This is a genomic window from Burkholderia sp. MSMB2157WGS, assembly GCF_001532755.1.
Taxonomy (GTDB): domain Bacteria; phylum Pseudomonadota; class Gammaproteobacteria; order Burkholderiales; family Burkholderiaceae; genus Burkholderia.
In genome coordinates this window covers 22,223-35,852 of the sequence record NZ_LPJG01000016.1, presented here as the reverse complement: position 1 = coordinate 35,852, position 13,630 = coordinate 22,223, and the positions used below count along the sequence as shown (strand labels likewise).

8 protein-coding genes are annotated in these 13,630 nt (G+C 66.8%); 4 read left to right on the top strand and 4 right to left on the bottom strand.

Annotation, left to right across the window (positions count from 1 at the left end; genetic code table 11):
- Window positions 1-108: 108 nt before the first annotated feature.
- Window positions 109-1,146 carry an aldo/keto reductase gene (locus WT53_RS10840; protein WP_060259711.1) on the top strand — a complete coding sequence of 346 codons (1,038 nt, stop codon included), beginning with the start codon at window positions 109-111 and terminating at the stop codon, window positions 1,144-1,146.
- Here WT53_RS10840 and WT53_RS10835 read toward each other — a convergent pair.
- Entirely contained in the window at window positions 1,124-2,845 is a 1,722-nt protein-coding gene (locus WT53_RS10835) for an ABC transporter ATP-binding protein (protein WP_060259708.1), read from the bottom strand. The two genes, WT53_RS10840 and WT53_RS10835, sit on opposite strands and share 23 nt — an antisense overlap.
- A 149-nt stretch (window positions 2,846-2,994) precedes the next feature.
- Window positions 2,995-3,720 (bottom strand): bifunctional 2-polyprenyl-6-hydroxyphenol methylase/3-demethylubiquinol 3-O-methyltransferase UbiG, encoded by a 726-nt coding sequence (locus WT53_RS10830; RefSeq protein ID WP_060259705.1) that lies wholly within the window; start codon window positions 3,718-3,720, stop codon window positions 2,995-2,997.
- Between the two features lie 194 nt (window positions 3,721-3,914).
- Here WT53_RS10830 and WT53_RS10825 point away from each other — a divergent pair, with 194 nt between their 5' ends.
- Entirely contained in the window at window positions 3,915-4,919 is a 1,005-nt protein-coding gene (locus WT53_RS10825) for a hypothetical protein (RefSeq protein ID WP_060259701.1), read from the top strand.
- A 605-nt stretch (window positions 4,920-5,524) separates the two neighbouring features.
- On the top strand, window positions 5,525-6,334 hold the full coding sequence (locus tag WT53_RS10820; RefSeq protein ID WP_060259697.1) for a TlpA disulfide reductase family protein: 810 nt from the start codon (window positions 5,525-5,527) through the stop codon (window positions 6,332-6,334).
- Between the two features lie 265 nt (window positions 6,335-6,599).
- Here WT53_RS10820 and WT53_RS10815 read toward each other — a convergent pair whose 3' ends face one another.
- The gene (locus WT53_RS10815; protein ID WP_156447872.1) at window positions 6,600-7,610 is read right to left on the bottom strand and encodes a hypothetical protein; all 1,011 of its coding nucleotides are present in this window, start codon (window positions 7,608-7,610) and stop codon (window positions 6,600-6,602) included.
- Window positions 7,611-8,325: 715 nt separating this feature from the next.
- The gene (locus WT53_RS10810; RefSeq protein ID WP_060259692.1) at window positions 8,326-12,585 is read right to left on the bottom strand and encodes an ESPR-type extended signal peptide-containing protein; all 4,260 of its coding nucleotides are present in this window, start codon (window positions 12,583-12,585) and stop codon (window positions 8,326-8,328) included.
- A gap of 190 nt (window positions 12,586-12,775) precedes the next feature.
- Between WT53_RS10810 and WT53_RS10805 the strand changes: the two genes are divergently transcribed.
- The gene (locus WT53_RS10805) at window positions 12,776-13,630 is read left to right on the top strand and encodes an ion transporter (protein ID WP_060259689.1); all 855 of its coding nucleotides are present in this window, start codon (window positions 12,776-12,778) and stop codon (window positions 13,628-13,630) included.

Below are 13,630 nucleotides of genomic sequence, written 5' to 3'. Positions count from 1 at the left end.
ATATTTTCGTCATCTTCGGGATTATCGGGAAAAGGCGCAAACGATACATTGGTCGCCTGACGATCGACGCGCGGCCGCCCCGCGCTCACACGACGAGAGAAAACGCCCATGGAATACCGTACGCTCGGCCGCTCCGGCCTCAAGGTCCCCGTCCTGAGCTTCGGCGCCGGCACGTTCGGCGGCACCGGCCCGCTGTTCGGTGCATGGGGCAATACCGGCGTCGACGAAGCGCGCCGCCTGATAGACATCTGCCTCGAAGCCGGCGTCAACCTGTTCGACACGGCCGACGTGTACTCCGACGGTGCGTCCGAGCGCGTGCTCGGCGCCGCGCTCAAGGGGCGCCGCGACCAGGTGCTGATCTCGACCAAGACCGGCCTGCCGACCGGCGACGGCCCGAACGACGCGGGCACGTCGCGCGCGCGGCTGGTGCGCGCCGTCGACGACGCGCTGCGCCGTCTCGACACCGACTACATCGACCTGCTGCAACTGCACGCGTTCGACGCCGGCACGCCGGTCGAGGAAGTGATGGCGACGCTCGACGATCTGGTGCGTGCAGGCAAGCTCCGCTATATCGGCGTGTCGAACTTCGCCGGCTGGCAGATCATGAAGTCGCTCGCGGCGGCCGACCGGCACGGCTGGTCGCGCTACGTGGCGAACCAGGTCTACTACTCGCTCGTCGGTCGCGACTACGAGTGGGATCTGATGCCGCTCGGCGCCGATCAGGGCCTCGGGGCACTCGTGTGGAGCCCGCTCGGCTGGGGCCGGCTCACCGGCAAGATCCGGCGCAATGCGCCGCTGCCCGAAGGCAGCCGCTTGCATGAAACGGCCGGCTACGGGCCGCCAGTCGACGACGAACGGCTGTACGACGTGGTCGATGCGCTCGACGCGATCGCGGAGGAAACCGGCAAGACGGTGCCGCAGATCGCGCTGAACTGGCTGCTGCAGCGCCCGACCGTGTCGTCGGTGATCGTCGGTGCGCGCAACGAGGAACAGTTGCGCCAGAATCTCGGCGCGGTCGGCTGGGCGCTGACCGATGCGCAGGTCGCGACGCTCGACGCGGCGAGCGCGGTGGAAGCGCCTTATCCGTACTTTCCGTATCGCCGGCAGGAAGCGTTCGCGCGGCTCAATCCGCCGATGCGGGGGTAAGTGGTGACGGCGCGATCGAGATAGCCGCGTCGCGCGACGCCGGCACCTCCGCCCCGCCGAGCCGCACGACCGTGTCGGTCGCGCCGATGACCGAGTGCCGGTGCGTGATCGCGATCACGGTCACGTCACGAGCCAGCAGCCGCACGTGCTCCATGATGTCGCGCTCCGTCGCTTCGTCGAGCGCGGAACTCGCTTCGTCGAGAAACAGCACGGTCGGCTCGCCGTACAGCGCACGCGCGATCGCGATGCGCTGGCGCTCGCCGCCCGACAGCTTCAGCCCGCGTTCGCCCACCGTGGTCCGAAAACCGTCCGGCAACCCTTCGATGAACGGCAGGATCGTCGCTTTCGCGGCCGCCTCGCGCAAGCGCCGCTCGTCGCGCGGCCGGCCGAGCAGGATGTTGTCCTCCAGGCTTTCGTTCAGCAGCACGACATCCTGCGGCACGACGGCGACCGCGCCGTACCAGTCGGCGCGGTCGATCGCCGCGAGATCGACGCCGTCGACCAGAATGCGCCCGGCGGTCGGCTCGATCGACTTCAGCGCCAGCTTGAACACCGTGGATTTCCCCGCGCCCGTTTCGCCGACGACGAACGTGATCGCGCCGCGCTCGGCGACGAAGTCGACATCGGTCACGCCGCGGCCGTTGCCGTACGCATAGCCGACGCGGTCGAACACCACGCGCCCTTCGCGCGGCACGAACGCCGACGCATGCGACACCTGCCGCTCCTCGGGTGCCGCCCACATCGCCGCGAACGGCACGAGCGTCGCCCGGGCGCGCGCGATTTCGTCGATGGCCCGCGCGATCATGTCGAACGGCTGGTTGAGCTGCAACAGCAGCGTGTTGAACAGCACGATGTCGCCGATCGACAGCATGCCGGCCGCGTGACGCGGCAGAAGCAGCCAGAACGTCACGGCGAACTGGATGGCGAGGCCGAGGCCCAGCAGCGCGAGATAGCCGACGTGCCGCGCCACGTAGGCACGCCAGTTGTCCCGCACGATCCGCGCCTTGTCCGCGAAACGCTCGTTCATCCAGCGGTGGCTGCCAAAATGCCGGAGCGTTTCCATCGCGTTGATCGCGCCGCCGACGAACCGCGCGTTCTCCTGTCCGGCCTCGACCGCACGATCGAGGAACGCACGCGAGCGGCGCGCGGACACGATTGCGATCGCCACCGCGACCACGCCGTACGCGGCGGCGATCGCCACCACCTCGAGATCGATCAGCGCGCCGAGCGTCACGAGCGTCAGCACGATCTGCAGCACGCCGGGAATCAGGCCCATGAGCCCGAGTTGCACGAGCACCGCCAGCGACGAACGCCCGCGCGCGTTCGCGTTCTGTATTTCCGCCGGATTGTGTTCGACGAAGAAGGCCGTGGTCTTCTTCAGGATGCGCGCGAAGAAGCGCGTGCTCAGGACGAAACCCAGATTTTCCGCGCTCATGAACGCCAGGTACTGCACCACGCGTTGCAACGCGCTCGAGACGCCCAGCAGGACGGCATAGAGCAGGAAGCCGGGGAGCAGCGCGCCGAGCGCGCCGGGATGCGACAGCGCATCGATCAGGCGCGAGAACAGATAGGGCGCGGCAACGGCGCTCGTACTCGACAGCACGACGACCACCGCCACCGCCAGCAACATCCAGCGATCGGCTTTCCAGTAGGCCTGCAGGACCTCGGTGATCGGATTCGGCGCGTGGTGTGCGTTCATGGCGCGAAGAACCGGGCGCGGTGCGGCCCGGATGGCGACAGGTGGGCAAAAAGTCTAACAGAATCGTGCTGGCCTCCGCGGTAGCCCCAGAGATACACATTTTTCGTTTTGGCTAATTTCTGTGTCTCTGGGGCTACAATTTCAACGTATCACCCCACCGGCCGCGCCTTGATCCACAGAAACAGCGGCACGCGCGCCCACTGCTTCAGTTGATCCGTATCCGCGCGATCGGGCGGCGGCTCGCGCAGCGACACGATCGCGAACCCGGCCGCTTCCAGCGCCTCCATGTACGCCTGCAGCGGCAGCGACCAGCCCGCGAAGTGCATCGACAGCCCGTCGCGCGTTTCCACGCCGTCGAAATGCTCGCGCCCGAAATAGCTGCCCGTCAGCACGAACGGCGCACCGGGCTGCGGCCCGGCGAAGCCGCCGCGATCGCGGAACGGATGCACGAGCGAGATGAACAGCGTGCCGCCGGGCTTCAGCACGCGGCGCGCCTCGTTCAGCGCGCGCTGCATGTCGTCGAGATCCATCAGCACGTTGTACGCCATCACGAGATCGAAGCGCGCCGGATCGAACGGCAGCGACGCCGCGTCGGCGAGCGTGTACCGATGCGCCGAATCGGCGCGACGCGCGGCGTCGAGCATCGCGGGCACCGCGTCGCTCGCGGTCACGTCGTAGCCGAGCGCTTTCAGTTCGCGGCTCACGCGGCCTTCGCCGCAACCGATCTCCAGCGCTCGGCCGGTGCCGCGGCCGATGTACGCGGCCAGCCCCTCGCGGTACTTCCAGAACGCATCGTGGCCCGGCTTGCCGGCCCAGTCGATCCATTGGGCGGCGACGCGCGTCCAGTGCGCGGTGATGGGTTTCGTGTCGGTCATGCGTGCTCCCGCCCGGTATCCGTCGTTGGCTCAGGATGCGCATGGTAAGCCGAAGCGGCGCACAACGTGCACCGATTACCCCGTTTGGCCAGTTTCCGTTTCCGGTCGCGACGTTCTACAGTGGCGAGAACACCACCCGCGCCGCCGCGCCTCGCCCACGCTCGACGATGCGCACCCGATTCCGAGGAAAACCCATGCCGAGTATCTTCGCCGCGCCTGCCGATGCCCCGCCAAGCCCCGTTGCGGCAGAAACGCGCATGGTGCACGACGTCGCGACGCTGAAGCTGTCCGATTACCGCTCGGCGGACGGCGCGTCGTGGGTCATCTCGACCATCACGCCGGCCTCGGACAGCGGCGCGAGCGTCACGGGCACGACGTATTTCGACACCGCGAAAGGCCGGACCGTGGCGGTACCCGACGCGCGCCGCCGCTATGCGAATCGCGGCACGTGGCAGGTCGTCGCGAGTTCGAGCCCATCGGTGCCCGCCACCGGCCGCTACGACTGGCTCACGCTCGCGTGGTTGCCGATCAACCGGCGGCCGCTGCCGCAAACGCCCGAGCATTTGTATTCGCCGTTCATTCGCGGCGGCACGATCGTCTATCGGTGGAACCCGGCCGCGGAAGGCGGCGAGCAGTTCGGCAACGTGCGGATGATCTTTCCCGAGTGGACGCAGCAGGTGGCCGACGCGTTGCGGTCCGCGCCTGCCGCGGTGCAGGACGGTGCGTCGCCGCCCCCGCCACCGGCGCTCGATCGCGTGAAAGCGGAAACGAACCCGATGACCGCCGTGCTCGATTTCGGCGACGCGCTGCGCGAGGAGCCGGTCGAACGGATCGTCGCACGGTTGCCTGCACTGCTACGGGTGCAGGACCGGCATGAACTCTCGGCGCTCGTGTTCCTGTGCCTGTCCGCGGCGCGCGATGAAGACCGGCCGCGCTTCGTCGAAACGATCAACGCGACGATCGCGGCAACCGACGACCGCGCACGCCTGCTGGCGATCGCGTATGGCGCGTTCGCCGCTGGGCGGACGCAACCGGTTCCATTCCGCGACAGGACGCTCGATATGCTCATCGACGACGTATTCGGTGCGCTGAAACAGCGGACGGCGGCACTCGGTGTGCCGGTCGCGCAGGGGACGCCGTGGTACGAATTCTTTACCGCGTATCGGCTTGGTGGGGCGCGTTCGAGCAACGTCCGGTAACGACGGACCTCGCGCGCGAACGAAACGAACGGCGAACGAGCTGCGAGCGTGCGGCGTGCGGCGTGCGGCGTGCGGCGTACTGCGTACTGCGTACTGCGTACTGCGTACTGCGTACTGCGGCCATCTTCCGCATCGTTCGCGTCGCGCGCGAGTGAATGCCCTGTGCTCGCATCTGGCAGCGTTCCTATTCCGTTGAATCAGCCGATATGCACCGGAGCGCGGCCGCGCCCACCGACCGCCACAAGGCATTCACGCGCGCGCGCATGACGATGAAAAAGCGGCCGCTCGCGAGCGGAGCGGCCGTCAAGGAGAGATCCCTAAACGGGATACCGGCGGACACCACACCAGACCGGCCTGCGTATTGTCGATCAACGGTATGCCGCTGACCATCGGACCGGTCCGATTCGCTGCATGGTGGCGCGAACGTCACGCAGTCCCGAGCGACCCGCGCGCGTATCACGAGCGGCAACACGCCGTTACGTTCTCGAAGGGAACCCCTGGCCCCGGCAACCGGTCGAAACGCCGCACGACCGTCGACGGCTTCGTCGCCGCGACGGACGATCCCGTCTCCTGCCCCGCTCGATCACGTCCATTTTTCCTCTCTCATGCTGAGCATCGGTCCGTTCTCGATCCGCGTCGTCGCGGTAGCCGTCGCCGCGCTGCTGGCGTGGCTCGTCGCGCGCTTCATCCAGCACCGTCCTCCCGACGGGCATCACAAGAGCGCACCGAGTCTGATCCTCGATGTGTTGCTGTTCGGGTTGATTGCCGCGCGAGTCGGCTATGTCGCGCAATGGTGGCCGGACTATGCGACGTCGCCGCGTGCGATCGTCGCGCTCGGCGATGGCGGCTTCGACGCGCGCATCGGTATCGCAGCCGCGTTGGCGTTCGCTGGCTGGCGCCTGCGCCGCTTGCCCGCGCTGCGTCGGCCCGTGCTGGCCGGCATCGTCGCGGGCCTCGGCGCGTGGGGCATCGCGCAAGGCACGCTGGCGACGTTGCAGCGCAGCGCGCCGCCGCTTGCCTCGATGCCGCTCCAGGCACTCGATTCGACGCCCGTGTTGCCGGCGGGCTTCGTCGGCAAGCCGGTCGTCGTGAACTTGTGGGCGACGTGGTGCGCGCCTTGCCGCCGCGAGATGCCGATCCTCGAACAGGCACAGCGCGACCACCAGGGCATCACGGTGTTGATGCTCAACCAGGGCGAAAACGCGCAAGCCGTGCGCACGTTCCTCGAGCAGCAGGGCCTGCGCTTCGATCACGTGCTGCTCGATCCTTCGCTGCACGCGATGCACGCGTATGGCTCGCGCGGGTTGCCGACCACGTTGTTCTTCGACGCGAAAGGCGAACTCGTCGAATCGCACATGGGCGAGCTGACCGCTGCGCGGCTGAAGGACGTCGTCGCGCAACGTTTCGGCCCTTGACGAGCGCCCGCAGACGAGCGCATTGCACCGTGCGAACCGGGTGGCCCCAGATGCGATCACGGACAATATCTGGCGGCCTTCCCGCACCGAAGCCGCGAGCAATGCACGCCTGAACAGCCGCTGAAAACCGGCTGCGACGCCCTCGTCAAGTGCTCGACGTACGCCTATTGCGTGTCGGAATGCGCGATGAACCGCGATCGGATCACCAGGCCATGCATCCTACTGGCATGCTGCCCCGGTATGCCATCCACATGCTGGCGCCGACTTATGCCAACGCAGTCTGCAATGTGTAATACGTCCCGAACATGAGTGCCATACTGCCCACAAAGCGACCGATGTTTCCGAATCGGCGGAAGGTCGCGCCGGTTTCGTTACGGCTAGACAGCAATACGATCAGCGAGGCCGCGAACATGCAATGGCCAATTGCATCGACCATGCCGAACGGAATGACGGCAATCCCGAAAAAGAACAGCAGCACCGCGCAACTGCCTTTTGCCGACAGACGCCCCGCGATGAGCAGATAGGCACAGACGAACTCGACAAAGCCAGCGCTCCAAAGGAAGAAGGTCTGATCGAGCCCGAAGCTCAAATACGGGTATTCGTCGAACAGTTGGTGAAAACCGCTCGGATACGCGAATTTCTCGATGGCGCCCCAGAGCAGCGAAAATGCCGTCGCGAGTCGCAGTACCGCCAACGCCCGATTGACGCGCTCACCGCGAGACAACGACACAAGAATCAGGAAAGCGGCGATTCCGATGAAGATCACGTAGTCGAGCATATGGAACATGCCGTACTGACTCACGCCCATTGCATACAGCACGATGATTCCCACGCCCCCGAGCCAGGCCGACGCTTCGAACAGCACCAACGCGGCGATGGCGTAGTGCAGTACGGGAACGAGCGGGGAAGCGGATGCGAGCTCAGGCGTCAGGAGCACATCGAGACCCGCCAGTTGCAACGAGACGAAGAACACCGCCGCCGCCGCGCGCATGAAACGGCTCGCGTAGCGTTCGCCGGCATGCTCGAGCCGCGCGATGCTCGACGGCATCGTGAGCCTGCGATCGATTGCGATCACGATCAGTACGGCGGCCAAGCTTGCCGCAAACAACGTCAAGAACAACGTGGAGGTTGCAAGCTCGCTCAAAGCGAGCGGCGAGGCTGTTACGTCGTACTCGCTGAACCACTTGACGTGGCCGTGCGCCGAAAGAGGAATAGCGGCAATCAGCGGTACCAGCAGGAAGCCCAATGTTGCAGGCCGGATTTTTTCAAGAGTCATGTCGGTTCTCGTTCTGTCGTGGTGAGGCGTTCCTTCCGGCATCCTGCGGACAACGCACAAAACAATGGTGGGATACGTACCGGGCGACCGGCGCCTGCGGAGCGAGCTCGTCTCGTGCCGGTCGCGAAACATCAATATTGAAGATTGGGTGCTCGTACGGACATCGGACTGCATGACGACAATTCGCCGCGGATGTAGGCCTGATCCGATTCCAGGCGCGACGCCCCTGTTTGCCGCCGCATTCGCGATCACGACCGCCGCTTCCCGGATGCGGTGGCAGCCACTCCGCTCACCGCTGCCGGCCGTCCCTCGACACATGTGTCGCTCGTGTCGATCGGGCCATCGCGCCCTGTCGAGCCGCGGTCCGGCACCGCGCATACGTTCGTTTCGCCGAGTACGCCATTCGGACCTTCAACCGCGCTGCCACGAAGCCGATCGCCGCGAGCCTGCGGCAGCTTTGGCCGGCTTGGCATGCTCGGAGTCCCGGCGGCCGGCATCGCACACGCCCCGAATCAGCCGTTGATGGCAGTCGTCACATACGTGCGTCGCCAAGCGAAGCGATTTGAACCTGCGAATCGAAATCGCGAATTCGTCGCATCGCACATGGCCGAGCCGGACGCTTCGTAGCCGAAAACACCGGGACAACGCATCGCCCGTGGCGCAGGTCGGCTGACGGACAGCGGCACGGCGCCGCCGCCCGTCAGATGCGTGTCGCTTACCAGTAGAACCCGCCACCCACGACCGCGCCTACCGTCCCGCGGCTGCTCGTGTTCGCCGAGGCCTTGATCGTCCACTTGCCGTCGCGCGTCATGTACGACACACCGAGCGCCGAGCCGTATTCGCCGCCGTACGTGCTGCCGGCCACTGCAACGAAGGTCCGGCCGGGCTGCGTCGACTGCGGCAGGCCGGCGACGGCCATCGCCGCCGCTACGCCGCCCATCGCATCCTGGCGCGCGCTGTGCGCGGCGTTGTTCATCTGCTGCACGTTCACCGCATCGGTCGGTGCGGTACCGGCCGCGACGTTCGTGATCTGCCGCTCCGCCCCTGCGCTGCCGACCGATACCGCGTTGTCGCGATCCGCGGTCGAGCCCGCGCCAAGCGCGACCGAATTGTTCCCCGCCGCGTTCGCGTTCTGGCCGATGGCCGTGCTGCCGCTACCCGATGCGTTCGAGCCCTGCCCCAGCGACGTGCTGTTTTCGCCCGATGCCATCGAGCCTTGCCCGATCGCCGTGCTGCCACCAGCCGTCGCGCTCGCGCTGTTGCCGATCGCCGTGCTGTTGCTGCCCGCCGCGTCGGCGCCCGCGCCGAGCTGAACGCTGCCCGCACCGCTGCCGGACGGATCGAAATCGCCCGAACCGTTGCCCGGGCCGCCGGGCACCCCACCGGCTTCCAGGTCGGACACGCGGTCGCCGAGACCCGCGAACCGGTTCTCGAAATCCTGCCGCATGTCGTACAACTGGCCGCCGTTCACCGCGTCCATGCTGCCCGACGCGATCAGGCCCGGCGCGACGTTGCGCAGAACCGTGCCGTTCGTGCCGCCAAGCGTTGCGCTGGCAAGCGACAGATCGTCGTACACCACCGCGCCGAGTTCCTTGCCGTCCTTGTCGACCAGCCCGGATGCCTTCAACTGGGCGAGCGTCACGGCGTCGTCGTCGTTCACGCCGTTCGCGACGCCCGCCAGCGTGCGCGCACCGTTCGTGCCGGCGAAGTTCACCGATGCGCCGCCCGTGTTCGCGGCGACCGAGATCGCGCCGGTCGTCTGGTCCTGACGAACGAGGCCGAGCTGGCCCGTCGCGAGCTGGTTGTTGATATTGGTGATCTCCGTGCGGTTGTCCGCGATGTCCGACGCGTTCTGCGCGATGGCCTCGTTGGTCGCGTGGAGCTGATCGCCCGTAACGGCGTCGCGGCTGCCTGCCGCGACGTCGCCGTTCGCGAGACCCGTGAGCTTGCGCTCGCCGGCCGTGCCCGCGAAGTTCACTGCCGCGCCGTCCGTGTTCGCGCCGACCGTCAAGTCCGCGCCTGCCGCCGCCTGCTTGACCAGACCGATCGAGCCGTTGTTCATCTCGCTGCGAATCTGCGTGATCGACGTTTCGTTGTTCGTCACGCGCTGATCGAGATGGGTCACGTCGACGGCGACCGCATGCAGCTGATCGCCGGTGACGGCATCGGTGCTGCCTGCCGCGACGTCGCCGTTCGCGAGCCCCGTGAGCTTGCGCTCGCCGGCCGTGCCCGCGAAGTTCACCGCCGCGCCGTCCGTGCCCTCGCCGACCGTCAGGTCCGCGCCTGCCGCCGCCTGCTTGACCAGACCGATCGAACCGTTGTTCATCTCGCTGCGAATCTGCGTGATCGACGTTTCGTTGTTCGTCACGCGCTGATCGAGATGCGTCACGTCGACGGCGACCGCATGCAGTTGATCGCCGGTGACGGCATCGGTGCTGCCTGCCGCGACGTCGCCGTTCGCGAGGCCCGTCAGCTTGCGCTCGCCGGCCGTGCCCGCGAAGTTCACCGCCGCGCCGTCCGTGTTCGCGCCGACCGTCAGATCCGCGCCTGCCGCCGCTTGCTGCACCAGGCCGATCGTGCCGCCCGACAGCTCGGCGAGCTGATCGTTGATCAACGTGATGTCCGACGTGTTCTTCGCGATATGCGTTTCGTTCTGCGTGACACGACCGTCGATGTTCGTCACCTGCGTGCCGAGGTTCGACACGTCGCTGCCCAGATCGGCGATGTCGGATGTGTTCTTCGAGATGTGCGTCTCGTTCTGCGTGACACGACCATCGATGCTCGTCACCTGTGTGCCGAGGTTCGACACGTCGCTGCCCAGATCGGCGATGTCGGTCGTGTTCTTCGCGATATGCGTTTCGTTCTGTGTCACGCGACCGTCGATGTTCGTCACCTGCGTGCCGAGATTCGACACGTCGCTGCCCAGATCGGCGATGTCGGATGTGTTCTTCGCGATATGCGTCTCGTTCTGCGCCACGCGACCGTCGATGTTCGTCACCTGCGTGCCGAGGTTCGACACGTCGCTGCCCAGGTCGGCAATGTCGGACGCGTTCTTCGCGACGTCGCGATTCGTGGCGAACAACTGGCCGCCCGTGACGGCGTCGGTGCTGCCTGCCGTGATATCGCCGTTCGCGACACCCGTCAGCTTGCGTTCGCCCGTCGTGCCGGCGAAGTTCACCGCCGCGCCGTCCGTGTTCGCGCCGACCGTGATGTCCGCACCGGCTGCGGCCTGCTGGACGAGCCCCGTCGTCCCGCTGCCGATCTGGTCCGCGAGCTTCGCGATATCGCTTTCGTTGGTCGTCACGCGGCCGTCGAGATTCGTCACCACGTCGCCGACGTTGTCGAACGTCTGCCTGCCGCCATTGCCGTCGCCTACCGTGAAGCTCGGCGCCGAAATCGAGCCGTCTGCGTTGACGCCCGCGCCCGCGCCGATCGCATCGGCGACGCCCTTCAGCTGGCCGACGTTGACGGCATCGGTATCTTCCGTGCCCGCGGCCATGTTGACGATCTGGCGCTGCAGCGTCGCGGAACCGACGGACACCGTAGCGTCGCGATCCGCGACCGAGCGGATACCGAGGGCGACCGACTGGTTGCCCGACGCGGTCGCACCGACTCCGATAGCCGACGAGAAATGCGCCGCTGCCGTTGCGCCCTTGCCCAGTGCCAGGCTGGATTCGCCGGATGCTTCCGCGTCCACGCCCAGCGCGGTGGCGTTGTTGCCGGTCGCCGCCGCACGGTGGCCGACCACGACCGAGTACGTACCGTTTGCCGTCGCGGCACCGCCGATCGCAATGGAGTCCACCACGGCCTGCGCGGGCGCCGCCACCGTGTTGATCTTCACGTAGTCGTCGGTGACGGCTGCATTCAGCTTGCTGTTGATGTTCGTGATGTCGGCCGCGTGCGTCGCGATATCGCTCTTTGCGCTCGTCAGCTCGCCGTCGAGTGCGCCGAGCGCATCACCGACGGTGTACTGCGTGCCGCCGTTCGCGAGATCGTACGTCGGGCCGGTCACGGCGCCCGTTGCCGGATCGATTGCCGCGCCGCCGCCGAGTGCGGTCACGACTGGTGCAAGCTGGAACACGTTCACGGCGTCGGTGTCCTGCGTGCCGGCGGCCATGTTGGTGATCTGTCGCTGCTTCGTCGAGGAGCCGACCGAGATGGTGTCGTTGCGCGTCGCGTGCGAATTCGTACCGAGCGCCATTGCGTTCGTGACTTTCGCGTCGACGGTCGCTTGATTGCCGATCGCAACGGAATTGGTGGCGCCCGCCGAGACGCTGGCTTGCGTGCCAAGTGCAACGCCGCCCGCGGCCAGTACCGACGTCTGGTTGCCTAACGCGGTGCTGTTGTCGCTGGTTGCGGTGGCAAGGCGGCCGAGCGCCACGACACCGGTGCCCGTCGCGGTCGCGGAGGAGCCGATCGCCAGTACCGACGTGCCGCTCGCGGTCGAATCGTTACCGATGGCGGTCGCGGAAGTACCGCCGATCGCTTTTGCCAACCGGCCGAATGCCATCGAACCGGTGCCGGTTGCGCTCGCGGCAGATCCGAACGCCAGCACCGACGTGCCGTCCGCTACTGCTGCATTCCCGATCGCGACAGCGGCCGTTCCCGATGCGGTGGCGGCCGTTCCGCCCAACGTTGCCGGCAAGACCTTGATGTACGTGTCGTCCAGCGCGGCCGCGGTGCCGATCGAGCCCATGGTGCCGACCGAACCAATCGATCCGCTGTTCGGCACCGCACACACGCCCGCTTCGCCGAGCACGCCATGCTGGCCGTCAGCCGTCGTACACGCGTCCACGCCCGTCGGCGCGGCAAAGACGTGCGACGCGCCCAGACTCAGCGCGACGGCCGCCAGTGCGATCGCGCTGCGCACCAGCGTGCGCTGACCGCCGGACTTCTTCCGGCCCGTTGCAAGCTCGGAGACGGCGACGTAAGTGCCCGTGGCCGTATTGAAGAGAGTGCGATGTGCTTTGTTCATGGTGACTCCAAAGATGGTTTGATCCGTTGGAAATCACTGTATTTTTTCGGTGCTTTCGGTTCGATCAGACCAGTCCTAAAGCAATATGGCCCCATGGTCGGATACCGGCTCGGCGCCTGCGCAGCGCCGGTCGGATCGAATCAGACTGGTCCGATTGGATTGAGGTCATACGGCTCGTAGACTCCGACGCGTGAACCTTTCGACCGCCCCCCTTCGCCGGACGGTGCGCGCCGCGATCCGCGACGCCGCCCGTCATCCCCGCTTCGTTCGCGGACTCGACATCGCCGTGCTCGCGCTGATCGTCGCGAGCGTGTTCGTCGTGATGGCCGACAGCGTCCAGGAGCTGCATGCGTCTTACGGAAAAGCGCTGTACGCGGCCGAGTGGGCGTTCACGCTGCTGTTCACCGTCGAATACGCGGTGCGGCTCCTCACCGCGCCGAAGCCTGCCGCCTACGCGCGCAGCTTCTTCGGCATCGTCGATCTCGTGTCGATCCTGCCGACCTATCTCGCCTTCTTCTTTCCGGGCCTGCATGCGCTGATCGACGTGCGCCTGCTCAGGCTGCTGCGCGTGTTCCGCATTCTCGGGCTGGCAATCTACCTGGAAGAAGGCCAGATGCTGATCCGCGCGCTCGCGCGTGCGCGGCGCAAGATCTTCGTGTTCATCGGCGGCATGTTCGTGATCGTCGTGATCCTCGGCACGGTGATCTTCCTCGTCGAAGGTCCCGAGAACGGCATCACGAGCATTCCCGTCGGCGTGTACTGGGCCGCCGTGACGATGAGCACCACGGGCTACGGCGACCTGACGCCGCACACGCCGCTCGGCCGGCTGATCACGTCGTGCGCGATCCTGCTCGGTTACGGCATCATCGCGTTCCCGACCGGCATCATGGGCGCCGAACTCGTGGCGACGGCACTCGAGCGCGGTCGTGCCCAACGGGCCGCGTCCGGCGGCACCGACACGGCGACCTGCCCGCACTGCGGCGCATGCGTGTCGACACCCGGCGATACGATCGCCTCGGCGACGCATCGTACGTCGAACCGGTAA